25 protein-coding genes, 4 tRNA genes and 1 rRNA gene (1 of these 30 only partly in view) are annotated in these 26,237 nt (G+C 43.8%); 10 read left to right on the top strand and 20 right to left on the bottom strand.

The window, feature by feature from the left end:
- Positions 1–39 precede the first annotated feature (39 nt).
- Positions 40–1,383 (top strand): DUF6128 domain-containing protein, encoded by a 1,344-nt coding sequence (locus tag ANCC_RS00235; protein WP_233458279.1) that lies wholly within the window; start codon positions 40–42, stop codon positions 1,381–1,383.
- On the opposite strand, the gene rsmA is transcribed toward ANCC_RS00235, so the two are convergent.
- Complete coding sequence (gene rsmA / locus ANCC_RS00230) at positions 1,380–2,240, bottom strand: 16S rRNA (adenine(1518)-N(6)/adenine(1519)-N(6))-dimethyltransferase RsmA (RefSeq protein ID WP_006565492.1); 861 nt, start codon at positions 2,238–2,240, stop codon at positions 1,380–1,382. The two genes, ANCC_RS00235 and rsmA, sit on opposite strands and share 4 nt — an antisense overlap.
- Positions 2,241–3,014 (bottom strand): TatD family hydrolase, encoded by a 774-nt coding sequence (locus tag ANCC_RS00225; RefSeq protein ID WP_039946079.1) that lies wholly within the window; start codon positions 3,012–3,014, stop codon positions 2,241–2,243.
- Positions 3,015–3,156: 142 nt separating this feature from the next.
- On the opposite strand from ANCC_RS00225, the gene ANCC_RS00220 reads away from it, so the two are divergent.
- Positions 3,157–4,551, top strand: coding sequence for a glutamate synthase-related protein (locus tag ANCC_RS00220; protein WP_006565490.1), 1,395 nt, complete (start codon positions 3,157–3,159; stop codon positions 4,549–4,551).
- 190 nt (positions 4,552–4,741) lie between these two features.
- Here the strand turns inward: ANCC_RS00220 and ANCC_RS00215 are convergent, their stop codons facing one another.
- The 11 genes from ANCC_RS00215 to ANCC_RS00165 form a co-directional block, all read right to left on the bottom strand.
- Complete coding sequence (locus ANCC_RS00215) at positions 4,742–5,278, bottom strand: cysteine hydrolase family protein (protein ID WP_006565489.1); 537 nt, start codon at positions 5,276–5,278, stop codon at positions 4,742–4,744.
- Positions 5,279–5,286: 8 nt separating this feature from the next.
- Positions 5,287–5,733, bottom strand: coding sequence for a GatB/YqeY domain-containing protein (locus ANCC_RS00210; RefSeq protein WP_022260665.1), 447 nt, complete (start codon positions 5,731–5,733; stop codon positions 5,287–5,289).
- 31 nt (positions 5,734–5,764) lie between these two features.
- Positions 5,765–6,367 (bottom strand): hypothetical protein, encoded by a 603-nt coding sequence (locus ANCC_RS00205; protein ID WP_006565487.1) that lies wholly within the window; start codon positions 6,365–6,367, stop codon positions 5,765–5,767.
- 107 nt (positions 6,368–6,474) lie between these two features.
- The gene (gene asnS, locus ANCC_RS00200) at positions 6,475–7,836 is read right to left on the bottom strand and encodes an asparagine--tRNA ligase (RefSeq protein ID WP_412107876.1); all 1,362 of its coding nucleotides are present in this window, start codon (positions 7,834–7,836) and stop codon (positions 6,475–6,477) included.
- A 40-nt stretch (positions 7,837–7,876) separates the two neighbouring features.
- Complete coding sequence (locus ANCC_RS00195) at positions 7,877–8,296, bottom strand: PPC domain-containing DNA-binding protein (RefSeq protein WP_006565485.1); 420 nt, start codon at positions 8,294–8,296, stop codon at positions 7,877–7,879.
- 103 nt (positions 8,297–8,399) lie between these two features.
- Positions 8,400–9,359 carry a sugar-binding transcriptional regulator gene (locus ANCC_RS00190; protein ID WP_006565484.1) on the bottom strand — a complete coding sequence of 320 codons (960 nt, stop codon included), beginning with the start codon at positions 9,357–9,359 and terminating at the stop codon, positions 8,400–8,402.
- A 21-nt stretch (positions 9,360–9,380) separates the two neighbouring features.
- Positions 9,381–10,106, bottom strand: coding sequence for a cupin domain-containing protein (locus ANCC_RS00185; protein WP_006565483.1), 726 nt, complete (start codon positions 10,104–10,106; stop codon positions 9,381–9,383).
- A gap of 185 nt (positions 10,107–10,291) precedes the next feature.
- Positions 10,292–11,335, bottom strand: coding sequence for a glycerol-3-phosphate dehydrogenase (locus ANCC_RS00180; RefSeq protein ID WP_006565482.1), 1,044 nt, complete (start codon positions 11,333–11,335; stop codon positions 10,292–10,294).
- An 18-nt stretch (positions 11,336–11,353) separates the two neighbouring features.
- Positions 11,354–11,704 carry a DUF1667 domain-containing protein gene (locus ANCC_RS00175; RefSeq protein WP_006565481.1) on the bottom strand — a complete coding sequence of 117 codons (351 nt, stop codon included), beginning with the start codon at positions 11,702–11,704 and terminating at the stop codon, positions 11,354–11,356.
- 1 nt (position 11,705) lies between these two features.
- Complete coding sequence (locus ANCC_RS00170) at positions 11,706–12,971, bottom strand: NAD(P)/FAD-dependent oxidoreductase (protein WP_006565480.1); 1,266 nt, start codon at positions 12,969–12,971, stop codon at positions 11,706–11,708.
- Positions 12,971–14,410 (bottom strand): NAD(P)/FAD-dependent oxidoreductase, encoded by a 1,440-nt coding sequence (locus ANCC_RS00165; RefSeq protein ID WP_006565479.1) that lies wholly within the window; start codon positions 14,408–14,410, stop codon positions 12,971–12,973. Before ANCC_RS00165 ends, ANCC_RS00170 begins: the two co-directional genes overlap by 1 nt.
- A 308-nt stretch (positions 14,411–14,718) precedes the next feature.
- On the opposite strand from ANCC_RS00165, the gene ANCC_RS00160 reads away from it, so the two are divergent.
- From ANCC_RS00160 to ANCC_RS00125, 8 genes are all read left to right on the top strand, one after another.
- Positions 14,719–15,801, top strand: coding sequence for a LacI family DNA-binding transcriptional regulator (locus tag ANCC_RS00160; RefSeq protein ID WP_009291227.1), 1,083 nt, complete (start codon positions 14,719–14,721; stop codon positions 15,799–15,801).
- 54 nt (positions 15,802–15,855) lie between these two features.
- Positions 15,856–16,017, top strand: coding sequence for a hypothetical protein (locus ANCC_RS00155; RefSeq protein ID WP_006565477.1), 162 nt, complete (start codon positions 15,856–15,858; stop codon positions 16,015–16,017).
- A gap of 236 nt (positions 16,018–16,253) precedes the next feature.
- Positions 16,254–16,715 carry a PTS mannitol transporter subunit IIA gene (locus tag ANCC_RS00150; RefSeq protein WP_006565476.1) on the top strand — a complete coding sequence of 154 codons (462 nt, stop codon included), beginning with the start codon at positions 16,254–16,256 and terminating at the stop codon, positions 16,713–16,715.
- 1 nt (position 16,716) lies between these two features.
- Positions 16,717–18,153: a PTS mannitol transporter subunit IIBC gene (locus ANCC_RS00145; protein ID WP_006565475.1), complete on the top strand. Its 1,437-nt coding sequence runs from the start codon at positions 16,717–16,719 to the stop codon at positions 18,151–18,153.
- A 102-nt stretch (positions 18,154–18,255) separates the two neighbouring features.
- Complete coding sequence (locus ANCC_RS00140) at positions 18,256–19,446, top strand: mannitol dehydrogenase family protein (RefSeq protein WP_006565474.1); 1,191 nt, start codon at positions 18,256–18,258, stop codon at positions 19,444–19,446.
- Positions 19,447–19,488: 42 nt separating this feature from the next.
- On the top strand, positions 19,489–21,012 hold the full coding sequence (locus ANCC_RS00135; RefSeq protein ID WP_006565473.1) for a BglG family transcription antiterminator: 1,524 nt from the start codon (positions 19,489–19,491) through the stop codon (positions 21,010–21,012).
- Entirely contained in the window at positions 21,005–21,439 is a 435-nt protein-coding gene (locus ANCC_RS00130) for a PTS mannitol transporter subunit IIA (RefSeq protein WP_006565472.1), read from the top strand. The genes ANCC_RS00135 and ANCC_RS00130 overlap by 8 nt, the downstream gene beginning before the upstream one ends.
- Positions 21,440–21,484: 45 nt before the next feature.
- Positions 21,485–22,165: a transaldolase family protein gene (locus ANCC_RS00125; RefSeq protein ID WP_006565471.1), complete on the top strand. Its 681-nt coding sequence runs from the start codon at positions 21,485–21,487 to the stop codon at positions 22,163–22,165.
- A 58-nt stretch (positions 22,166–22,223) separates the two neighbouring features.
- Here the strand turns inward: ANCC_RS00125 and ANCC_RS00120 are convergent, their stop codons facing one another.
- The 7 genes from ANCC_RS00120 to ANCC_RS00090 all read right to left on the bottom strand — a co-directional run.
- A complete protein-coding gene (locus ANCC_RS00120; RefSeq protein WP_006565470.1) occupies positions 22,224–23,210 on the bottom strand; it encodes a diaminopimelate dehydrogenase in 987 nt (328 codons plus the stop codon).
- 99 nt (positions 23,211–23,309) lie between these two features.
- Entirely contained in the window at positions 23,310–24,659 is a 1,350-nt protein-coding gene (locus ANCC_RS00115) for an MATE family efflux transporter (RefSeq protein WP_009291219.1), read from the bottom strand.
- A gap of 155 nt (positions 24,660–24,814) precedes the next feature.
- Positions 24,815–24,888 (bottom strand) — tRNA-Met (locus ANCC_RS00110).
- Between the two features lie 14 nt (positions 24,889–24,902).
- A tRNA-Cys gene (locus ANCC_RS00105) sits at positions 24,903–24,973 on the bottom strand.
- Positions 24,974–25,022: 49 nt separating this feature from the next.
- Positions 25,023–25,094 (bottom strand) — tRNA-Glu (locus ANCC_RS00100).
- A gap of 33 nt (positions 25,095–25,127) precedes the next feature.
- Positions 25,128–25,200: transfer RNA gene (locus tag ANCC_RS00095), tRNA-Asn, on the bottom strand.
- Positions 25,201–25,350: 150 nt separating this feature from the next.
- A 23S ribosomal RNA gene (locus ANCC_RS00090) occupies positions 25,351–26,237 on the bottom strand; it runs 2,009 nt beyond the window's last position.

Below are 26,237 nucleotides of genomic sequence, written 5' to 3'. Positions count from 1 at the left end.
GTCCCTCCTCATAGAATAAATCAAAAAGAGAGTATCACATTGGCTGAATATCAACGAATCGTTTCATATCTATACGAATACAGCAATGGCATGAAAGGCGAAAATGCAGGATTCGCCAAAATTGAGAAGCGTCAAAAACAGCTTCGCTTATACTTCCATGTCAAAACAAATGACGAGGCCTTAACGTACAAAATCTATTTTTACCGGTTCCGCCACGGAACCATGGAAGGCATTTTATTAGATTCCTTCCAGCGCAATGACACTATCATTGAGTTTAAGAATACTTACCCTCTGGTTGTAGATCTGGACCAGGTAGACGGATTTTTGATCTATCACTCCAACAGCCATTTCTTTGGATCAGAGTGGAATGACAAACCGATCACGATACGAAATTTCCTGCCGACAGAAGACATGGCCAAAAATCCCGAGGCTGACCGGACAGAAGAAGTCAGGAAATCTGATGCTGTTCAGAGAGAAGTGACCAGGGAGTCTCAAGAAACTGACCGGACAGAAGTCCCTGTTCCTGAAACCCAGGAACCGCCGGAACCTGCTCAGGGAGAAAGCCTTTCCGGCTCCGCACCGGCGGATACAGAACCGTCAGAACCTGCCCAGGAAGATAGTATGCCTGAGTCCCGCCCTGTACAGAATCCTTCTCCATCAGACGAAGAAGTACCAGAGGAAGATGAAGAAGAACCGCCGTCCGGCGCTCCTGATCCTCCTCCTATAAAGGATCCTTTTGACGAACTTCCGCAGGAAATTCCGATTCCTGCCGGGACCCCTGACACAAAATCCACGGTGCCGGAACCGGCGCCCGAACCGGCAGGTCTGCCTCCCCGTGTCTATGTAGAACCGGAAATTCCGGAGTCTGAACCTATGAGCGCAGAATCACTGACCGAAGAGGATACCTCCGAAGAAGAACCTCCAGAAGAAAAAGCTGCCGGACAGCATGAAGAACGTATTGCTGATCCTGATTCAAAGCTGGCAGAATATATTGAAGCCCTCCAATTGGAAAAGAAAGCCAAAGAACAGGGAGTGCCGAACACACCCAGTCTCTTTGACTGGAAGGAGTATCCCACCTTGCCCTTACCTCCTTCTTATATGCTGGATCCTAGCATCAAAATCAAAGTAGAGGATCTTCAAAATATTCCTCATGTGCCGGAAAACATGAAAACCAACGGGTTTCTGCTGCTGAACTACGGAAATTACGGACACCTGATGTTATGTCAGCACAGACAGACAAACAGAATCTATCTGGGAGTTCCGGGTGTTTTTGACAATGAAAAAAATTTCATTGCAAAACTTTTCGGATTCAGGGATTTCTTAACCGTGCCGGAATCCTGTCAAAAGACAGGAAACTTCGGCTACTGGATTCTGTCTCTCTAGCCCTCCAGCAGGTCACTGAGCCTTGCAAACTGTTCAAGGCTCAGTGCCTCACCACGAATCTTCGGCGATAGTCCCATTTTATCCAAAGCGTCTACTACCTGTTCTTTAGAAAAATGGAGTGTACTGCTATTATTAATCCCATTCTGAAGTGTTTTTCTTCTCTGGTTAAAAGAGGCCCTGATAATGGAAAACATCAGCTGTTCATTTTTTACCTTTACTGGCATATCCTTATATCTTGTCAGACGAATAACAGCTGATCCCACTTTCGGGCGGGGCATAAAACAGTTTGGCGGCACATTGGCCACAATATACGGTTCGGCGTAAAACTGGACAGCCAGTGACAGTGCACCGTAATCTTTTGTACCCGGTCCTGCCTGCATCCTCTGTGCCACTTCTTTCTGTACCATAACCGTAAGGCTGTTCATAGGGACATTCTTTTCAAACAGTCCCATGATAATTGGCGTTGTAATATAATAGGGCAGATTTGCCACGACTTTGATCGGTCTCCCCTGATTTTTCTTTTCTGCAATCTTTCCTATATCTACCTTCAGAATATCTTCATTCAGCACTTCCACATTGTCATATCCGGCCAGAGTTTCTTTAAGGATCGGTATCAGATTGTGATCGATCTCCACAGCCATGACTTCCCTGGCATGTTCTGAAAGATACTGGGTCATCGTGCCGATACCCGGTCCGATCTCCAGCACAAAATCGTCCTCTGTTATATTTGCTGCGTCTATAATCTTCTCAAGCACATGACTGTCAATCAGGAAATTCTGTCCGAACTTCTTCTGAAAATCAAAGTTATACTTTTGAATGATTTCTATTGTTTTTTTAGGGCTGCTTAACTTCTCCATCTAAACCTCTTTCATCCGGTACATGTTCCTGGCATTTTGTTCTGTGACCTCAATAATTTCCTTTGTGCTGATCCCTTTGAGTGCGGCAATCTGTTCTGCCACATACGGCAGATTTAAAGAAGAATTTCTCTTTCCCCGGTTTGGTTCCGGAGAAAGATAAGGGCTGTCCGTCTCCAGCAAAATTCTGTCCAGCGGTGCATAGGAGACAACCTCTTTTAATGTCCTGCTGTTTTTAAATGTGACAACTCCTCCGATTCCAAGATAAAATCCCATATCTAAAAACTTCCTCGCCATTTCTTTTGGGTAAGAAAAGCAGTGAACCACTCCCCCAATCTCCTCGGCGCGGGCTGCCCGCATCATATCCTCTGTATCTTTCGCGGCATCCCGGCTGTGGATCACCATCGGAAGCTTTGTCTCCCTGGCGAGCTCCATCTGTGCTTCAAACCATTTTTTCTGTATAGGACGTTCGGGTTCATCCCAGTAATAATCCAGTCCAATCTCTCCAATAGCCAGAATCTTGGGATTTGATGCATATTTTTTAAGCTCAGCCAGATCCTTTGTTTTCATTTCACCGGTATCTGACGGATGAACCCCCACCGCGCCATAAAGAAACGGATACTTATCTGCAGCTTTTACCGTCCACCGTGACGTTTCCATATTGGAACCAATGTTTACAATGGTCCCGATCCCATTCTTCTCCATGGAATCCAGCAGTTCTTCCCGGTCTTTGTCAAACTGCTCATCGTCATAATGAGCATGGGTTTCAAAAATCATGTTCCTTCCTCCAAAAATTGTTTTCACTCTGATACAATTTCTCATTCATATGGTATAATAAGAATAATTCTTATTTCATTGCAAGGCTGTATCTATTACACAAGACAATATTTTTTATTATAACACGAATCGGAGGTTTTTTATGAGTATTTTTAAATGCAGTATCTGCGGCTACGTCTACGACGAGGAAAGTGAATCCGTCCCCTTTTCCCAGCTGGAAGCTGACTATACATGTCCGGTCTGCAAGGCATCAAAAGATAAATTTGAACCCGCAGAAGGCAAAAGAACTCCTTCGCCCATAAAAGATAACCCCCTGGCTTACCCCGATGCTTTTGCAAAATCTGATTCAAAAGAATTTCCGCAGATGGATGCCATACATCAGATGGCTCTTACGGGTTCGTCAGTCGTTGATGCCATGGGCACCTTAAAGCCCATGATATCCTGGGATGATATTTTAATCATGGGCGCTCAGCTGAACCCGGCACCACTAAATGCGGGCGATCCTGTGGACACCAAAACAGTGATCGGTAAAAAAGCCAAAAAGCCAATGGAAATATATCACCCCATCTATGTATCCCATATGTCTTTCGGTGCCTTATCCAAAGAGTTAAAAACCGCACTTGCAAAAGGCAGCGCCATGTCCAAGACCGCCATGTGCAGCGGCGAAGGAGGAATCCTTCCCGAAGAACGGCAGGCAGCTTACAAGTACATATTTGAATATGTTCCGAACCTGTACAGTGTCACAGAAGAAAATCTCCGCAGCGCAGATGCCATAGAAATTAAAATCGGACAGGGAACCAAGCCCGGCATGGGCGGACACCTGCCCGGAGACAAAGTTACCCCGGAGATTGCAAAGATCAGAAATAAGCCTTTAGGTGAGGATGTCATCAGCCCCTCCAAGTTTCCGAATCTTAATTCCAAAGAGGATTTAAAGACAATGGTAGACTGGCTGAAAGATACCTCCGGCGGAAGACCAGTAGGCGTAAAGATCGCAGCCGGACATATCGAACAGGATCTTGAATGGATTGCATATGCCGATGCCGACTTTGTCACCATAGACGGGCGGGGCGGGGCCACAGGTGCCAGTCCACGGACATTAAAGGACAACACTTCCATCCCTACGATCTTTGCACTGTCCAGAGCCAGAAAATATCTGGACCGGCATCATCTTTCCATGGATCTGGTCATCACCGGAGGACTCAGGCTTCCGGGGGATTTTGCGAAAGCACTGGCCATGGGTGCAGATGCCGTGGCGATCGCTTCGGCTGCTCTTGTAGCTGCTGCCTGCCAGCAGTATCGTATCTGCAACACAGGACAGTGTCCGGTCGGCGTTGCCACCCAGGATGAAGAATTGAGAAAACGGCTTCATATCGATCATTCGGCCAAACGGCTCTGCAACTACCTGAATGTGTGCAGGTCTGAGCTGGAAATGTTCGGACGCATTACCGGCCACGCAAATATCCATGATCTTAGTGTTTCAGATCTCAGGACAACCAACAGGGAAATATCAGAGTATACGGACATTGAACATGTGTGACATTTTCTACATGATTTCTGTTCGGCTCTTAGAATGCCTCACTCCAATCATGCAGAAAATGGATATACTATCTGCCGGAAAAAACTCAGCAATTTTTTAAGTCTTTTAAGGGACAAAAACGGGACTGCCGCCAGCTAAATATTTTTTTTAGCTGGTGTGACCGTCCCATTTTATTTAAAAGGATTCTTATTTAGAATTGTATGTCCACCTGACACATCTTCATTGCACTCAGGGCATTGTCATGGCTTTCTTTTGTCACTCCTGCGCAAAGGTCCGCGTGGACGATCAGTTTTGCTTCAGGAAGGGCCGCCTTTACCATAAGTGCATTGGATATCACGCAGATATCCGTGCACAGGCCTATGAATTCAATCTCGGCGTCCTTACCCTCATATTTCTGCTTCAGCAGTTCGCACAGTTCAATGGAGCCAAATGTATCTTTCCGGCAGAAGTCCATCACTTCCGCTTCTGTCTCAGAGATGGCATCCATGATATCAGGATGCAGTGCCCATCCCTCTTCACCCAGGATACAGTGGGGAACAGGCAGATTTTTACCTTCCTGTGTACTGAGATAATCTTTAGAGTGAGTATCTAATGTTCCGTAGATACTGCCTTTAAACTCTCTTATCTTCTCTGCCGCTGCCTCAACAATCTCCCTTGCTTCTTTAGTCCCCAGGGCACCGTCTATGAAGTCATTCTGCATGTCGACAACCACTAAAATATGTTCCATACAGCCCCCTATCCGATCCTTGCAGCCACAAGCTGATTGACAAGTTTGCCGTCGGCTTTTCCTTTCACCCTTGGCATTAGGCTTTTCATGATCTTACCTTTGTCTTTTGCTGTTGGAGTTTCAATGCCAAGTTCCGCGAGCACCGCATCAATCTCTGAATTAATCTGCTCCTCACTCATTTCCTCAGGAGCGAATTCTTTGATGACCGCCAGGCGTATATTACATTCCTCAATGATATCTGTGCGCTCTGCCGGACAGGATTCCAGGGTTTCTTTTGTCTGTTTCATCTCTTTTGCAATAATTGTATTTTCTTCGGCCTCCGTGAGGTCTTCTCTTTTATCGATCTGTGCATTTTTTAATGCGCTTAACAGCATAGACAAAGCTTCTTTTCTTGCTTTATCCTTATTTTTCATGGCTGCTACCATTTCTTTTCTGATTTCTTCAATCTTGCTCATAATGTCCTCCTGATTTTTTGTTTTTATTCTATCATATAATCCAGGAGAAATCACTTCCTTCTGCTGTTTCTTCCTCTGTACAGATAAGCCAGCAGTCTCCGTACCTTCGCATTTCCTTGTATGGTTTTTCGATCCGCGGAAATTCTTTGCTTAAAAATGCGTGAACATAAAGCGGTTCCTTTTCTTTCTTTTCAACAACCGTATCTGCCGTGATATAAACGGTTCCCGTGTCCAGTTTATTGCCCTTACGCCCCATCACTTTCATCTGTTCATATACATCGATTCCCTCTGTCATAAACAAAAACAGTTTGATCGGATGGACCCAGATACAGGTGTCGGATTCCACGACCATGTCACAGGGAATATTCCTTCCCTGTATATAATCCCTCAGTCTGTGCAGATCTTTGATCTCTTCTTTAGTTTCTCCTTTAATGATTCCCATTCCTCCGAGCTCCGTCATGTCCGCAATAGTTTTCTCTTCCATGATCATCACAGATTTTCCCTGTTCTTTTTGGAAATGAGCCTCCACTGCGTTCTGAAGGGATGCCTCCAGATATAATATATCAACTTGCTTATCTGTTTTCAAAATCGGATAATATGGAAACTCTATTTTTTCCTGCCATAAGGAATGCATCAAACCACCTCTTTTTTCATAGCATATGTATTTTTGCTTATTCTATACAAAAAAATGGAAGCACTGTCCGCTTCCATTTTTAAGTCATCTCAACTATTATGTTTTGTTTAAAACTCACATTTTCCCGCAGTCCTCGGAAACGGTATCACATCCCGGATATTTGCCATTCCCGTCAAGTACATCACCATTCTCTCAAATCCAAGCCCAAATCCTGAATGTCTGGTGGAACCGTACTTTCTCAAATCCAGATAAAAATCATAGTCAGACAGATTCATTTCCAGCTCGCCCATCCGCATTTGAAGTTTCTCCAGATCATCCTCTCTCTGGCTTCCCCCGATGATCTCCCCGATTCCCGGCACCAAAAGATCCACTGCCGCCACCGTCTTTCCATCCGGATTCTGTTTCATATAAAATGCCTTAATCTCCTTCGGATAGTCTGTCACAAATACAGGTTTCTTAAATACTTTTTCCGTCAGATACCGCTCATGCTCTGTCTGTAAATCAGTTCCCCAGGATACCGGATATTGAAACATATTATTGTGCTCTTTCAAAATATCTATGGCCTCTGTGTAGGTAATCCTTGCAAATTCTGACTCCGCCACATGGTGCAGGCGGTCCAGCAGACCTTTGTCTACAAATTTATTAAAAAATCCCATTTCTTCCGGAGCCTGCTCCAAAACATATTGAATGATATATTTGATCATATGTTCCGCAAGCAGCATATTATCTTCCAGGTCTGCAAAAGCCATCTCCGGTTCGATCATCCAAAATTCTGCCGCATGCCTGGTAGTGTTGCTTTCCTCCGCCCGAAATGTCGGTCCAAACGTATAGATATTTCGGAAAGCCTGGGCAAAGGCTTCTCCATTCAGCTGTCCGCTGACTGTGAGGCTGGTTTCTCTCTCAAAAAAATCTTCTCTGTAATCCAGCTTTTTACCCTGGGAAAGTTCCTCCAGGTCAAGCGTTGTCACCTGAAACATTTCCCCTGCGCCCTCACAGTCCTGTCCCGAAATGATCGGTGTGTGCACATAGACAAAATCTCTCTCCATAAAAAACTTATGGATAGCATAGGCAATCAGCGAACGGACTCTGTACACCGCCTGAAATGTGTTGGCCCTCGGCCTTAAATGGGCGATCGTTCTCAGATATTCAAACGAATGCCGTTTCTTCTGAAGCGGATAATCAGACGGAGATTCACCCTCCACTTCTACGGACTCTGCCTGTATCTCAAACGGCTGTCTGGCATCCGGTGTCTCTGTGAGAATTCCTTTCACAATCACCGCGGTCCCGACAGACAGCTTTTTCACCTCAGTAAAGTTTGAAAGTTCTTTGCCGTATACGATCTGGATTGGTTCAAAAAAAGTTCCGTCGTTGATCACAAGAAACCCAAAGTCCCTGGAGTCCCGGTTGCTCCTGACCCATCCGCACAGACTCAGTTCTTTCTGGTTATACTCTTTATACTGTTTATAAATCTGTCTCCCTGTTAATATCTGCACTTCTCTGCTTCTCCTCTTAAAATTTAAATAAATTCAATCCGATCCCGCCGCTGTATTCCCGGTCCACGGTTCCTTCGATCTCTGTAAGCACCAATTCCCCGGTAGCGCTGATATAGGCTTCTGTAAGATGTCCTCCGCGGACTTCTCCCGCTTCATTGGCGACACTGATATGGAAGTGTAGATAGGTTTCCCCATTCATGCGGGAAACATTACCGCCAAGTGAAACAATCTCCATATCTTCCTCGTAAGTTCTGCTTACATACTTCTTTTCTCCTGTCTTAAATAAACCTGCGGTTACTTTATTTACAGCCCCGATACCTGACAGAGAGCCCAGCTTTATATTTTCTTTTTCACATAAATCTTTGATGGATGATACAATCTCTTCCCCTTTTTCCAGCCTTATGACATATTGCTTTCCAAACTTACGGTATTCCATAAGAATCCCTCCTCATATTCATGGTTACAGCGAGTAGTGTCTTTCATTATTATAGAACCAGAGCAGGGATCTTTCAAGTCATGGTATCTCCCAAAACTTTTTCTCAGAGAAACCTGGAATGCAGCTTTAGGATCTGCCTTGCTAATGGAGCCGTAACGATAAGAGAGCTGATGATTTTCCTGCGCACGGCAATATAGATTGCTTCCGCTTTTTCTGTCTCATATGCAGCTCCTATCACTTCCGGAATCTGCTGGAGATCTTCAAGGCTGAGCGTCATATTTTGACGGTTCCACGGACAGTCCAGCAGCCGTCCCTGAAGATCATAGAAGTTATAAATAAGATCTCCTTTCACTTTATCTTTCATTTCGGTTTCCATACACTGCTCTTTTTCGAGATAGAGGTTTGTCATTTCAAAATATCTGCTGCCTGTTCCAATTCCGACAAAAGCAATGTCTGACTGTTTTGCTTTCTGAAGCACTTCTTCTATGAACCGCTGGCTCATAAAAATATCTTTTGCCTCCTTTGAATCGACAACAATAGGGGCATGCAGCTGAAGACCTGAGGCACCGCAGTGGCTTGCAAAGTACTCACATACCGTGTTGGCCTGAATATCCCATAACTCCTTATCAACACCGCCGCACAGCGGAACAAAGGTCACATGTTCCAAAGGAATCGGGGATGTGAACTTCATTGCCGTTTCCCTTGCCATCCGTCCTCCGGAAACTGCCGCATATTTCACATTGGGCAGCCTTCGTGCAAGATACTTTCCGGCCTGAAGTGCTGTACATTCTTCCTCTGTCTGACCTTCCATAGGCTCTGCACAGATGATTTCCTTTAGGCCGAAGATTCCCTTCATACGTTCTTCTAATTCTTTGTGGGCATGGATCTTATCATCATGAATTACAACTTCCACAACCCCGCTCTTCCTTGCCTTTACCAGCACCTTCGATACGAGAGAACGGCTCACGTGAAGTTTCCTGGCAATCTGCTGCTGTGTCAGCTGTTTCTCATAATACAGATGCGCAACATCAACTAAAAACTTCATTTCCTCTGTGCTTCCCATAAACAGTTCCTTTCCCTGAGACTACACATATTCAATATTAAAAGTTTTATTGGATATCTGCAGGCACTTCAAGTCTTCATATTCCGTTGCTCCGTGGGCCGTCACATACCCTTCCGGATACCAGATAAAGGTTCCCGGCCCATAAAGCTCATCTCCGGTCTGTAACTGACCCTCCAGAACAAAAAATCCATGACCCGCCGTGTGTCTGTGATTGATCGTGGTAAACCCCGCCGGATAATTCATATAATTGATCTGCATGCCTGTCTCATCATCCAATAGTAAAGCCTTTTTTCCAAATAGTTTCCCTGTGGTCGTCGTCGGCCGGTAAAACCACGGCATTCGGTTTACATCCATCACTTTTTTCTCAAGGGAGTTTTGCCTCTGTTCTTCCTCCTCAAGATATTCAATGGAAAATGCTTTGTTGGAGATCAGTAGACACTTCAGGTCCTCATATTCTGTCGCTCCATGTGTGGCTGCGATTCCCTCCGGATACCAGACAAACGTTCCTGGTCCGTAAAGCTCACCGTCCGTCTCCAGCTGTCCCTCCAGCACATAGATTCCATGAGAAGCCGGATGTCTGTGAAGTACCGTTGTAAATCCCTTGGGATAATGCATATAATCAATTACCATCTCTGTCTCTTCATCCAGATGCAGACTCTTTTTCCCGAATATCTTTCCTGTTCTGCTGTTTGCCCGGTAAAACCATGGCATTCTCCCCAAATCTTTCACTGTTGTTTTCAGTTCCATAACAAACTCCTTTCCAACGAGTTTTTCTGCTTCTGTCTTTAAGGTAACTTGATTTTACCGTTTCGTCAATTATGTTTTTTCCCTTGTGTCATTTGACACACCTGTAAGTATTTTATTTCTATTTAACCATAGCAAAAAGGGCACAGCCATAAAAATAGCTCTGCCCTTTTTTCATAAGATTGTTTTTATTCTTTGATCATCGTAAAGTCATCCCAAGGAATATTGACCTCAGCACCTTCATTGATGATAGAATCAACATGCATCAGAAGCGGGAACTCATCCAGGGAAACGACTCCCCTCTCTGCAAGTTTCCTTACGGCACGTGCAGTTCTGGTTGCAATCACAATGGACTCCAGAGTCACGCCCTGTAATTCTTCCATAGCCTCATCGAAGCTTAACCCGCGTCCGAGAAGGGTTCCGATCTTCCTTGTTCTTCCGCCGAAGACCGTCACATACAGATCTCCTGCCCCGTGAATAATATTCTCCGGGCCTCCGCCGATCAGTTCCAAAAGTCTTGTCATTTCTTTTACGCTCTGTCCAAACAATGCTGCCTGGGAATTGTAGTGCTGGATACCGATCTTTCCTTCCATTTTTTCAGAAAGACCCACAGCCAGGGTTACACCGAGTGCATATGCATTCTTCATGGCTACGGCGCACTCCACACCTACGACGTCTTTAGAAAGAGTGATGTGATAGTAGTCTGTTGCCAAAAGCTCTTTGAACATTTTGAGAGTTTCCATGTTCTTTCCGCAGAAAGCCACATGGCTGTGATCGTGGTCTGCCAATTCATAGCTGGTACACGGACCGCCGATGGCATTGATATCAAGATGCTTTCCTTCCGGCTGGCGTTCCTCAAAGATCACCGGATATGGAACCAGAGTTCCGTCATCCAGATCTACCATGCCTTTCGTCACAGAGAGGAGCGGTACACTTTCAGGGATTACCGGAAGAATCTCATCACAAAACCAGTCTAATCCAAAGCTGCTGACACCGCAGAGCGCTGCGTCTGCTCCGTCCAGAGCCTCTTCTAATTCTTCAATCTGATAATATTTGATCCCGTCGTGCAGGGTCCTTTTTAATGTGATATGAAAATTATCCTTCTTTAATCCGTCGATAATGTCCCGATCCAGCGGGGAACCAACCAAGCGGACCTCGTGTCCGTTTTCCATCGCCGGAAATGTAATTGCTGATGCCATCTGTCCTGCACAAATAAATGTAATAACGCTCATGTTTTCCTCCTATAATGCTTATGCTGTTACTTTCTTTGTTGCCACAATATCTACTCCCAGTCCAAGAACGTCTTTGATAACCACATCGCCCACATTCACCGGGGCCTTAGCTGTCACTTTGGTCAGCTCATCCATGATATCATAAATCTTCCCTTTCGGAATATCCCCGTTTGTTTTCACAGGGACTCTTCTCGCTGTCTCTGCCTCAACCCTCACGGTAGACGTGATGACTCTGGTAGGATTGACTAATTCCTTTTCCCCGTATACGGCGCCTCTCGGACAGCCGTTTCCGGTTACTTTATATCCGTTTTCTTCATCGACTTTTAAATGACATCCTTTCGGACAAACAATACAAATTAAATCTGTCATGTTAAGCACCTACCTTTTCTACAGACACAGTGATCTCACCGTTCTTCACCTTATCTAAAAACGCTTTTGGTATCACGATTTTTTCCATCTCACCCGGAGCCATATGTTCCCTTTTAAAGGAAGCCAGTTCCTCACCTGCTGAAGTGACCTTAATTGCCACATCTTTGTATACGTTTCTCACCCGGAACATGACTTCTACCATTTTATCAACATTTGCAGGACGAATCTTCTGAGGAACTGTATATCCTACACAGTCTCCGTTTTTCAGTTCAATATATGTCTGGTCTTCGGTCTCGCCGTTTTTCACATATTCTGCGGCACTTCTTCCCGCCTTCTGACTCTCGGCTGTAACAAAGTCTACCAGGTCATGAACATGCACAACGTTGCCGCTTGCAAAAATACCTTCAGCGGATGTCTCCATGTTTTCAAATACGACCGGTCCGTTTGTTCTCGGGTCCATAGTGATTCCTGCTGCTCTTGTCAGTTCATTTTCAGGAATCAGTCCCACGGATAAAAGTACGGTGTCTACATCAAATATGATTTCGGTTCCAGGGATCGGCTGGTTTTTCTCATCCACCTTCTGTACGGTAACCTGCTCCACTCTCTTATCCCCTTTGATATCCGTAATCGTGTGGGATAAATACAGAGGAATATCGTAATCTTCCAGACACTGCACGATGTTTCTTGTAAGTCCGTTGGAATATGGACAGAGTTCTACGCAGCCCACAACCTTTGCACCCTCTAAGCTCATACGCCTTGCCATGATCAGACCGATATCTCCGGACCCTAAAATAAGGACTTTTTTCCCTACCATGTAGCCCTCAATGTTAACATATCTTTGAGCTGCACCCGCAGTGAAGACTCCCGCCGGACGGTCTCCAGGAATTGCAATGGCTCCCCTGGTCCTCTCCCGGCAGCCCATGTTTAAGATGAGTGCCTTTCCTTCCAGGACCATATAGCCGTTTTTCTTATTCATTGCATGAACGCATTTTTTCTCTTCATCCACATCCAAGACCATAGTATCCAGCATCACTTCTATATTTGTCTCGGCTAACATTTCGATGAATTTATTTGCATACTCTGGTCCGGTCAGTTCTTCTTTGAAGTAATGAAGTCCGAATCCGTTGTGAATACACTGATTTAAAATTCCGCCCAGTTCCTGGTCACGTTCTACCACTAAGATTTTATCGGCACCATTTTTACTCGCTTCCACTGCTGCCGCAAGGCCTGCCGGTCCTCCTCCGACTACGATCACATCATACTTCATTATTCGGCACCTCCTGTTTTTGTTTCTCCTGTGATAATGTTCATTCCCACACGGTCCTGAGGAACATCTTCCAGCGGAATGTTTAATTCTCTTGAGATGATCTCCTGAACTCTCGGTCCGCAGAAACCACCCTGGCATCTTCCCATACCTGCGTTGCATCTTCTCTTGACTGCATCAATGGATGTGGCAGGGATCGGGCGGTGGATCGCGTCCACAATCTCTCCTTCCGTCACTGTTTCACAGCGGCAGATAATTTTTCCGTACAATGGATTTTCTTTAATCAGCGCGGCTCTCTCTTCATCACTCAGCTTCTTAAAACGATTTACTTTTCTCTCGTCCTTGATTTCTTCCTTTGCTTTCAGACAAAGTCCTGACTCTTCCATCATCTTTAACAGGTCAACTGCGATTGCCGGTGCAGAAGAAAGTCCCGGAGAGGCCATTCCTGAAATATTAAAAAAGCCTTTGTTTTCTTCATCTTCAAATATGAAGAAGTCATCCTCTTTTGTTCTTGCACGGACTCCCGCGAAATTCCTGATGGATTCTCTGAAGTTAATTCCAGGCACGGATTTTAAGGCAGTATTTCTTACAAAGCTTAATCCGTCTGTCGAAGTTGAAACATCGTCTCCGTCCGTAGGCTGTGAATTCGGCCCCACAATCAGGTTTCCGTGTACGGTAGGTGATACGAGGACACCTTTTCCGTCTTTGTTCGGGCACTGGAAGATTACATGGTTTACAAGTTCTCCCTGGCTTTTATCCAATAAGTAATACTCACCTTTATTAGGCTTGATCGTAAAGGATTTTTTATTCGTATATTCGTTTACTTTGTCTGCGTTGACTCCTGCCGCATTGCAGATATATTTTGCCTCAACGGTTCCGTTGTTGGTTTTTATTTCATAAGAATCATTGTTCTTTTTAATATCTGTAACCTCGGTGTTCAGCTTAAATTCAACACCGTTTAAGGCAGCCATCTCTCCGAGAGCGATTGCCAGCTCCCACGGGCTGATGATTCCTACATTTGGGGAAAATAAAGCTTTGACAGCTTTCTCAGAAATATTTGGTTCTTCTTTTCTTAAGGTTTCCTGATCCCAGATCTCCATATCCGGAACACCGTTTTTCTCTCCACGCTGTTTTAACTCTTCTAAGGTTTTTTCTTCTTTTTCTTCAAAAGCAACAATCAGGGCTCCGATCTGTTTAAATGGAACATCCAGCTTTTCGCACAGCTCTTTTATGTACTGATTTCCTCTGATATTGTATTTTGCCATCAGAGATCCCGGTATCGGGTCATATCCTCCATGGATGATGGCACTGTTTGCTTTCGTTGTGCCGACAGCCACATCATTTTCTTTTTCAATGACCACTGCATTTACATTGTACTTTCCTAATTCATATGCGATGGAACATCCTGTAATCCCCGCACCTATAATCGCTACATCATACACTGTTCTTATCCTCCTTCGACTGAGTCCCTGTTTGTCTTACTGCCCTTATCTAATCATAATAATCTGGCCCTGTCAAACGTGCCAAACCGCCGTTTTATGCGGCTTTCGCCCACTTTTGATTAATCATAGATCATTGATTAACAGGCCTTTTCCTCTTTTATTTTTTTCAGATCAGACACTTTCCCCTGTTTTCCTTGTGTTTGTTATTAATCATTAGTATAATATTAATAATCAATAAAAAGTTTCAATTAGTAATTTTTATTAATCAAAATAAATCGAAGATATTTCCACTTGACAGGAGGGGTGTTATGGGAAAGAGAAATAAAGTCACAACGAGGGATATTGCTGAGTACACAGGGCTCTCCCAGTCCAGTGTTTCTATGATCTTAAGCAGCAAGCCCCATGTCTCCTTTTCAAAAGAGACGATAGATAAAGTAAAAGCCGCAGCAAAAGAACTGGGCTATAAGAAACCAGAGAAAAATACGTTAAAAAAAGCATCCGCACTTTCCAAAACGATCATCGTCATCTGCCCTATTCTGTCTAATGGCTATTACTCCATGCTGATCCATTCCATCACAGAGCGGGCCAGAGAATATGGCTATACCGTATTTTCCGTATCCACGATCCGGGATGTGTCTCAGGAGGAGTATTACATAAAAATGCTTTCAAACTTTGATTTAAGCGGTATCATTTTTCTGTACCCTCCGTCTTCTAAGATATCAGAGATCAATGCACTGTCCAAGTCAGTGCCTATGGTTTCCATCGGTGACAAACCTGAAGGCTCCCGTTTTGATTCGGTTGAATTGGACAGCAAAAAACCCGGTTTCATACTTGGTGAATATCTGATCTCACTCGGGCACACCCATGTTTCTTTTGTCTCAGCACCGATCAAACAAAAAGAAATCGGAAGGCTTCACAGGCTGGAAGGGTTAAAAAACAGTTTTAAGGCATACAATTTTGATTTAAATAATATAGAGGTTCTTTCATCCAAATTTTCTACTTATTCCAGATATACACCGGATAATTCCGAATACTTAAATGGCTATAACCTTGTCTCAAAGGCCCTGGAAAATCACACGAAATCCACTGCTTTTGTTGGAAACAACGATATGACCGCGTTCGGGATCATGTCTGCCATCACAGATCACGGCTATAAAATACCGGGAGACTATTCGGTCTGTGGTTTTGATAATATACCTCTTTCGGGCATGCCCCAGATCTCCCTTACGACCATTGAACATGCGGCTGCATTCAAGGGCAAAGAAGCCGTGGATATTATTTATAAAAAGAATGCGCAGAAAGACGGGATTTCAAAACACCATTATATTATGAGGCTGGAATATGAACCGGAACTGATTGTCCGAAATTCCACCGGAAAGGCAAAAAAATAAGGAATAATTTTTACGATTGCCACTACTATTACTTAATAAAAGAAGACAAGAAAGATGAATTGCTGTTTTGTTAATAGTATAACTCGTCTTGTAGACAATACACTTCTTTTAGATTTAGGAGAAGATATTGGTAAAGCACAGATAGAAGCATGTGAAATCTCTGAAGTTTTAGATGCTATGAAAGAAATTTCTGACAATGGTAATCCTTTATTATAGCTATAATTTCACGTTTTAACTTCACACAAATTATTAGGGATGCGTTTTTACTTGTTTGAAAACCATCCCTTTTTTTGTTTTGAAACAAAATTATGTCACAACCTCCGATGAAAAAGATAGCATTAGTCTGTATTTACATCCATACAAATCATAAGCTATGATAAATACAGATAAACGTTTACAGCAAACAGCAGCCGCCCGGGAACTGGCTGCTGCCCAACAAAGGAGAGGTGAGCATGGCCGGCAAACTTCTTGATGATGAATTCTTAAACAACATAGCATGGGGACTTCCAAGTACAGCAAAGAAAGATGCAATCTGCATTGCAGGCAGACTTCTTGTATCCAACGGATATGTGAATCCCGGATATGAAGACAGCATGATCGAACGAGAGCTTGAACACAATACATATTTAGGGTTCGGCGTTGCCATACCTCATGGGAATGAAAATTCTCTGAATCAGGTATTAAAATCCGGAATCTGCATTGCACACTTTCCTGACACCATAGATTACAACGGTGAAACTGTAACCTATGTGATAGGAATTGCATGTAAGGAAGAAGACACTATACAGGAACTGATGCAGATTACTGATATCCTCTGCAAACCGGAGGAATGTGAAAAACTATTATCTGCCGCATCAAAAGAAGAATTTATCAGGATCATCAATGAGAATTATTTAAAAGAAGGAGAGTTATAGTATGGAACATGAAAAAACAACATTCTCCCAGAAGCTTCAGAAGTTCGGAGCATTTCTGGCCGGAATGGTTATCCCAAATATCGGCGCGTTCATCGGATTCGGTTTGATCACCGCATTCTTCCTTGAAACAGGCTGGACACCAAATGCAAAGCTTGCAAACCTGATCAGCCCGATTCTTAATTCACTGCTTCCTATCCTGATCGGTCACACCGGAGGTAAAATGGTCGGAGGAGACCGCGGAGGCGTCATTGGTGCCTTAGTAACGGTCGGTGCCATCGTCGCAGTACCGGGAACTCCTATGTTCCTCGCAGCCATGATCTTAGGTCCTGCATCCGGATGGTGCATTAAGAAGTTCGATGCAGCGGTAGACGGAAAGATCCCCGGCGGATTTGAAATGATCGTCAACAATTTTTCTTTAGGTATCATCGGCGGTATTCTCTGCTGTGTAGCTTACCTTGTCTTCGGTCCTGTCATGGATACCGTGACCCAGGTACTCACAAACGGAGTAAACTGGATTGTATCCCACAATGTACTTCCCCTTTCTGCAATTTTTGTAGAACCTGCAAAAGTACTATTCTTAAATAACGCTTTAGACCACGGTATTTTTGGACCAATCGGTTACGAGCAGGTTAAAACTTTAGGACATTCAGCATTGTTTTTATTAGTTCCTAACCCAGGTACCGGTCTCGGACTCCTGCTTGCTTACTGGTTCTTCGGAAAAGGCGAGATGAAAGAAGCCGCTCCCGGAATGATTCTTATTCATTTCTTTGGCGGTATCCATGAAGTTTATTTCCCATATGTATTAGCCAATCCTCTCACAATCATCGGTATGATCGCGGGTGGTATCGCAGGTACCGGTACATTTACGCTTCTGAATGTGGGAACCGTTGCAACACCTTCTCCGGGCAGTATTTTCTCAGTCCTGGCACTGTCGCCCAAGAGTTCTATGATCGGTGTCATTGCAGGTGTGGCAATCTCCTGTGCCGTGTCTTTTGTGATCAACGCCTTCTTTGTAAAACGAATGGTGGCAAAAGGAAAGGGAGAAGCTTCTTTAGGTCCTTCTGTCATTCCAAAAGAAGCTATGGGCTCCAGTGCTTCCAGTACATCTGATGCCGTGACAAATGATGCTTCTCTCGGTGTTGCAGGCTTAGATCTTACAAATGTAAAGAAGATTGTCGTTGCCTGTGATGCGGGTATGGGATCCAGTGCAATGTCTGCTGCTGCATTAAAGAAAAAAGTAAAAGCGGCTGACCTCCCGGTTGAAGTCATCAACACCGCGATCTCCAAGATTCCGGATGACACAGACTTGGTCATCACTCACAAAGAGCTGACAGGTACTGCAAAAGCAGCTCAGCCTAACAAGCAGCATTTATCGATTACAAACTATCTTCAGGCTCCGGAATATGACGAACTCGTAGAACGTTTAAAGAACCGTTAAGCTGAGTACTCTTGGTACAATCCAAATAATAAGCATAGCAAATGGAGCGGGCGTTTCCTTCCGGGGAAATGCCCTGTTCCGGTATTTTGGGAGGGAATTCAAATGAAAGCAGTTATGTATGGGGCAGGCAATATCGGACGGGGCTTTATCGGTGCCCTACTCTCACAGACCGGCTATGAAGTCGTATTTGTGGATGTAAATGATGACGTTGTAAATACCATTAACAGAGATAAAACTTATCCCCAGGAAATTGTAGGTGAAAACGGAAAAACTGTCTGGATAGAAAACATACGGGCCGTTGACGGAAAAGATACTTCCACTGTCAGTGACGAAATCGCATCTGCGAACCTTCTGGCTACTTCCGTGGGTGTCACTGTACTCGAAAAGATCATTCCGGTTATCTGTGAGGGTCTCACCAGACGCTGGGACAAAGATCCTGACAACACTCTGGATCTTTTGATCTGTGAAAATCTAATGGATGCCAATGAATTTTTATATGAAAGAATCAAAGACACACTGCCTGACAGACATAAAAAAACTTTGGATGAAAGCCTTGGACTTGTAGAAACTTCCATCGGCCGTATGGTGCCTGTAATGACAGAAGCCATGAAAAAAGGTGATCCTCTCCGGATCTGTGTGGAAGAGTATGATTATCTTCCGGTTGACCGGGCTGCTTTTAAAGGGCCAATTCCTGACTATGAAAAAATAGTCCCTTTCAGCCCTTTTTCTTTTTATCTGGAACGAAAGCTGTACATCCATAACATGGCCCATGCTGTTACCGCATTTCTGGGAGGAATAAAGGGATATACATATATTGACGAAAGTATTGGTGATATCTATATACGAAAGCTGGTGGAAGGTGCTATGATAGAAAGTGCCATGATGATCTCAAAAAAATATCATGTAGAATTTTCAGAGCTGAAAGCTCACATAGATGATCTGCTGTTCCGGTTCCAAAACCCTGATCTCCATGATACCGTGGAACGTGTGGGAAGGGAACCGATCCGAAAATTAAAGCCGAAGGATCGCCTGGTTGGGGCACTGCGCGGCTGTGAACAGGAAGGTATTCTCCCTGTTTATCTGTCTTTTTCCATAGCAGCTGCCCTATATAATATAACGGATGCTTCCGCTCACGAGCTTTTAAATGAAACATGCCAAATTTCATCCGATGAACCCTGCGGCAGCTATATCATGGCATTTTATGAAAAGTTGAAAAATTCACCCAAAGATTTTGCATCTATTTTAAAGATGATTGACAGACAATATAATGAAATCAGAGGGCCCGTTATTTAAATTCAATAATCCATTTTATCAGAGAGGAAGATAGGTGAAGATATGGTTATTTCTGACCGCGCAAAAGAAATTATCGAATATCTGCTGGATGCAACCGGTTATGTGAGGGTTTCAGAGATTGCAAAGGAACTGGGCGTCACAGAACGCACTGTTTACCGTGAAATGCCCGAAATCAACAACATCATGGAATCCTGTGATTTAAAGCTGGAATCACAGTCCGGCAGGGGAATGCAGATCTATGGCTCCCTGTATAATATGAAACGTCTGGAGTCCCTCTTTGAGGAATCCAAAGTAGAACAGACTTATACCGCAAAAGAACGAAATGATCTGATACTCCTCATCCTTCTCCACGAGAATGATTATGTAAAGACTCAGTCACTGGCCATCGATCTGAATACATCTACACAGACGATCAGAAATAGTCTGCACCAGCTGCAGAATTTCCTTGAAAATGATGATATCACCTTGATTACAAAACGCAGTGAAGGTGTTATACTAAAAGGGAAAGAAATATCCAAACGTCACCTGTTAATCAGTATACTTCTGAGAAATATTCCTCTGGATAATTTCTTTGACTGGATGAAAAACAAAAAATATAAAAGCTGTGCCTTTATCAATCTGCTGATTCAATGGGATTATGAAGACACATTATCTGTCATCTATGATTTTCTGGACCCGCTGATTTCAAAAAAGAGACTTAATGTATCCGATAAAGAATTTCAGGAGTTTTTATTCCTCCTGTGTATTTTTATCAAAAGGCATTCTCTTGCAGATGAGAAAGGGGACGAGTTAAAGCTCTCGGTGGATATACCAAATCCTGAGCAGGAGCTTTACAAAAGTATCAAACACCTGCTGGAACATAAGTTTCATATTAAGCTCTATGATACAGAGCTTAACTACTTCAACTGGATGATCAACCTGTATACAGGACGCACTCACTACCATGTCGCAAATGATTCCAGCATTTTAAAACAGCTGGATCTGGTCACCCAGCTGATTGCCAGAGTAGAGGAACGGTTTGGTTTCCCATACAGCGAAGATGAGAACCTTGCCGAGAATCTTATGCTTCACATCAATATGGCTCTGGAACGGATCAGAAGCGGGATGAACGTATCCAATCCGCTCAATGACGATATTTATCAGTCCCATCCAAAGCTTTATGATATTGTGAAGCAGAGTTTTATAGAAGTTTTTAATCACACCTCCGTACCGGTGCCGGATGATGAAATAGGATATATCGTCATCTACTTTATTGCATCGATGGAGTATCTGACTAAACAGTCCATTGAAGTCCTGGTCGTCTGTGCCTCAGGCATGGGTTCATCCAAGATGTTAAGAAGCCGTCTGGAGCGGGAATTTGCAGAGATCGGCGTGGAGAAGATCATCTCTCTCCATAAGCTCTCCGATGAAGACCTTTCCCGCTACGATCTGATTATTTCCACAGTACCGCTGGATTTAGCCGACGATAAGTACATCTGTGTATCCCCGCTGCTCAACGACAGGGACAAGGAAGAAACCAGAAAACGCATCAAACACCTCAATAAAAAAGGAGAACATCATGAATAAGATTTTCAACGCAGACAACATTGTTTTAAACAAACGCCTCCGGAATAAGGAAGACGCTATTGACGTGGCGGGTAAAGTTCTGGTGGAACAGGGCTATGTAGATCCAAAATATGTAGAATGTATGCACAAAAGAGAAGAAGTCATCTCTACTTACATCGGCAATAACGTAGCTATCCCTCATGGTATCGACGGTTCCGAAAAGTACATAAAAGAATCCGGTATATCCTTTATTCAGGTACCGGAGGGGGTGAAATACGGCGATGACACCGTATACATCGTTATGGGTGTCGCAGGAAAAGACGGAACCCACCTGGACATCCTTATGAAGCTCTCTGAAGTAATCTGTGAAGAGGAAAATATCAAAAAATTAAAAGAAGCACAGACCAAAGAAGAAATCCTGGACATCATCGGCGACCTGACCGTTTAATCCAGCCATTTAAACCAGCTATAAATTACAAAAAGGAGATATATTATGTTAATTTTAATTGACGACGCAGACTTAACAAAAATCGGGGAACTCTATGCAAAATATCCTTATGACGGAGTCACCACCAATCCTACGATTTTAGGCAAGACAGGAAATCCTGATCCTATGGATCAATTAAAGAAAATCCGTGCTTTGATTCCGGAAGAAGCGATGCTTCATGCACAGGTACTTTCAACAGAGACCGACGACATGGTAAAAGAAGCAAAACATATGGTTGATGCCATCGGCGGCAACATGTACATTAAAGTACCCGTAACCGCAAATGGATTAAAAGCGATTTCTATCCTGAGCAAAGAGGGAATCAATGTAACCGCAACCGCTATTTACGGTGTAATACCTGCATTCATGGCGGCCAAAGCTGGAGCTAAGTTCCTCGCTCCTTATGTAAACCGCCTGGACAACTTAGGATACAATGGTGTGCAGATTTCAAAAGATATTCATACGATGGTCAAGGCTGCAGGATATGATGCGGAAGTTCTCGGTGCTTCTTTCAAAAACTCTCAGCAGGTTCTTGAAATGGGCAAGTTCGGTATCGGATCTGTCACAGTCAATCCGGATACTTTAAAAACCCTCGCATTCAATCAGGTTGCTGAAGGTGCCGTAAAAGACTTCATCCGCGACTTTGAAAACTGCTGTGGTGAAGGAAAGACTATGCTTGATTTCTAAAAAATCTAACAAAAACTCCGGAGCGCATATTTTGCTCCGGAGTTTTTTATTTATCTCATTATAATAATTCTTTGCGCAGTTCTTCTCCTGTTTTCTCACTCAGGTATGCAGGTGCAATATCAAAAACAGTTTTGCATCCCGTCTGTCCCTCTTTGGCAAGTCTGTAAGCGGCCCTCGCATAAGACACAATGACACTGGATGTAAATTCAGGATTGGAGTCCAGCTTCAAACTATATTCAATCAGATGCTTATTTTCGTTTTCCCATCCGGTCTTTCCGCTTCGCAGAACGAATCCTCCGTGAGGAATACTGCTGTGGTCTCTTTTTAATTCTTCTTCACTGATAAAATGAACAGTTGTATCGTAGTCTGCAAAATAATTCGGCATATTTTTGATCTCTGCCTCTATTTTAGATGCGTCTGCTCCTTCTTCCAGCACGACAAAACACTCTCTTGTATGTTTCTCACGGGTTGTGAGTTCTGGGTCCTCTCCGTTTCTCACTGCTTCAAGTGCTGTTTCTACGGGAATGGTATACTGCTTTCCGTCTTTTACTCCATCGATCCGGCGGATTGCGTCTGAATGTCCCTGGCTTACTCCTCTGCCCCAAAATGTATAATCTTTTCCTTCCGGAAGGATGGCATTCGCATACATTCTGTTTAAAGAAAACATTCCCGGGTCCCATCCCACGGAAATAATCCCTACGTTTCCGCCTTCTTTTGCGGCTTTATCAACATTAGCAAAATGCTCCGGAATTTTCGCATGTGTATCAAAACTGTCCACAACATTGAATATAGAGGCATATTCCGGCGTCTGTACCGGAAGATCTGTGGCACTGCCGCCGCACAGGATCATGACATCAATTTTATCCTTCCAGTCTGCCGCATTGGCTACACTGCACACAGCAGCCGACTTTGTGAGGATTGTTACATCTTCTGGATTTCTTCTTGTGAAAACTGCTGCAAGTTCCATATCCGGATTCTGACGGATGGCACATTCCACACCGCGCCCGAGATTTCCATAACCTAAAATACCTATACGTATACTCATATTTTTTCTCCTGTCTGTTTTTTTTCTTTTTTTGATTATACTTGCTTAAATAGAATTCTGCAAGAACAAAACATCCTGTAATTCATATTTTTTCCTGCTCTATACAGGGTTATCCGAGAATTTTACCGGATATCTTCTATATAGGTAAATGCTTATGAATACAGTTATCGTTTCTGCAGCTAAAAAAGACCACCAGATTCCTTCCATACCAATAACCTGTGAAAGAATCCACATCAATGGCAGCAGAAGTATCAGCTGCCTTAATATATTGATGATAAGGCTGAATCCAACTCTCCTGGTCGACTGCATAAACGATGCAGTCATTGTGCCCGCCGCGGCAAATACATAACTTGTACACATAATTTTTAATGCAGGCACTCCAAATGTCATCATTTCATCGGATGCATTAAAAATCTTTAATATCTGTTCCGGAAATGTCCAAAACAGAACAATACTGATACCTGTAAGGACAATTCCTATTATGGTTCCATATTTAAATGCCTGACGAAGCCTTGGCATATTTTTTGCACCATAATTATAACTCATAATCGGTATACACCCTTGTACAAGACCGTTTAACGTCATAATGACAACTTGCTGCAGTTTAAAATATGCCCCGAAAAATGCCACTGCAGTCGTGGAATATACAACAAGAAATATATTTGTAAAGTAAATCATAAATGCTCCCAGGGCATTCATGATAAAGGATGGGAATCCGATCACAAAAATTTCTTTTATTATCTGGAAGTCAACATGAAATCCCTTTATTTTCAGCCTGACCTTTTGCTTTCGCAAAATAAGTACCATAAAGGCTAAAATCATGGATAGCGTATATCCGCATACAGTTGACACAGCAGCCCCTTCAATTCCCATTTTAGGAAAACCAAAATAACCAAATATAAGAATGGGATCAAGTATAAAGTTTAATACAACTCCCGCAATCTGAAACCACATAGGCGCGATCATATTTCCTGTTCCCTGAAGAATCTTTTGTATACATATATGTACCATACTGGAAACTTCCAAAAAAGCACAAATCCTCATGTAGCGAACGGCTAAATTATATATTTCCGGATCGTCTGTAAATGATGAAAAAAAGGGTTTTGTTATCACTAGCACAGCGCCGGTAACGATAATTCCCATAGCAGCTGAGAGCAATATGCCATTTGTTACAACACTGTCTGCCCTGTCCTGATTCTTCTGACCAAGATTATCTGCAATCAGTACATTAACACCCACACCGATCCATATGGACATTGCAATCATCAGGGTTGTAATTGGAAAGGCCAGAGACACGGCAGTCAATTCCTTCTCCCCAATCCATGAGACAAACATACAGTCTACAAAATTGTATGTATACTGCATAAACATCGATATGAGCGGAGGTACCGCCATGGATACGATCAGCGGAAACATCTGTCTGGTCTCCATCTTGTTCTTATGATTCATAAACCCTCCTCTAAATAAAATACAAAATTGGAAAGCACGCTTCATCACGCATCTGTGTACAGCCCGCGGAGCGATTTTATTTCATAGGAAAGTTCGCGAACTTCTCTATGAAATAAAAAAGCCGGATATCTTTCGATATCCAGACTATTTTAGAGTTGCGGGGGCCGGATTTGAACCAACGACCTTCGGGTTATGAGCCCGACGAGCTACCAGACTGCTCCACCCCGCGCTATGAAAGTAAAAAGGCGCCAACCAGATTTGAACTGGTGATCAGGGAGTTGCAGTCCCATGCCTTACCACTTGGCTATGGCGCCATATATTATATAGTATATGTGAACGTATCTAATTTATGATACGAAAAAATGACTCCAACGGGATTTGAACCCGTGTTACCGCCGTGAAAGGGCGGTGTCTTAACCACTTGACCATGGAGCCTTGTTTCTTTGACCGCTTCACGGTCTTACTAAACTCCCCGAGCTGGGCTCGAACCAGCGACAACACGGTTAACAGCCGTGCGCTCTACCAACTGAGCTATCGAGGATCATTCTTTTTATTCTTTCCTTTTTCTTTTGAAATATACCTTGTAATGCAAAGCATATCGTCCGTAGGACATGTAATACGGGATGCCCTGTGGGTATACCTTCAAAACTACATACAGAACGTTCCATCAAACTTTCTTCCTTACCTTTCCTTGGTTAAAGCCTCGACCGATTAGTAACAGTCAGCTCCATACGTTGCCGCACTTCCACCTCTGCCCTATCTACCTCGTCGTCTTCAAGGGGTCTTACTAGATTACTCTATGGGAAATCTTATCTTTAGGGGGGCTTCACGCTTAGATGCCTTCAGCGTTTATCCCTTCCAGACTTGGCTACTCTGCTATGCATTTGGTAATACAACAGATCCACCAGTGGTCCGTCCATCCCGGTCCTCTCGTACTAAGGACAGCTCCTATCAAATTTCCTCCGCCTGCGCCGGATAGGGACCGAACTGTCTCACGACGTTCTGAACCCAGCTCGCGTACCGCTTTAATGGGCGAACAGCCCAACCCTTGGAACCTGCTACAGCTCCAGGATGCGATGAGCCGACATCGAGGTGCCAAACCACTCCGTCGATGTGAACTCTTGGGAGTGATAAGCCTGTTATCCCCAGGGTAGCTTTTATCCGTTGAGCGATGGCAATCCCACGTTATACCACCGGATCACTAAGTCCTACTTTCGTACCTGCTCCACCCGTCGGTGTCACAGTCAAGCCTTCTTCTGCCTTTGCACTCTGCGAATGGTTTCCGTCCATTCTGAGAAGACCTTTGAGCGCCTCCGATACCCTTTCGGAGGCGACCGCCCCAGTCAAACTCCCCACCTGACATTGTCCCCCAACCAGATCATGGCTGTTGGTTAGAAATCCAATACTGCAAGGGTGGTATCCCAACAGTGACTCCTTAAGGACTGGCGTCCTTAATTCTCAGTCTCCCACCTATCCTGTACATGCAGTACCGAATCCCAGTATCAAGCTGGAGTAAAGCTCCATGGGGTCTTTCCGTCCTGGCGCAGGTAACCAGCATCTTCACTGGTATTTCAATTT

The sequence above is a fragment of the Anaerostipes caccae L1-92 genome, from assembly GCF_014467075.1.
Classification (GTDB): Bacteria; Bacillota; Clostridia; order Lachnospirales; family Lachnospiraceae; genus Anaerostipes; species Anaerostipes caccae.
This window is presented reverse-complemented; position numbering and strand designations above follow the sequence as displayed.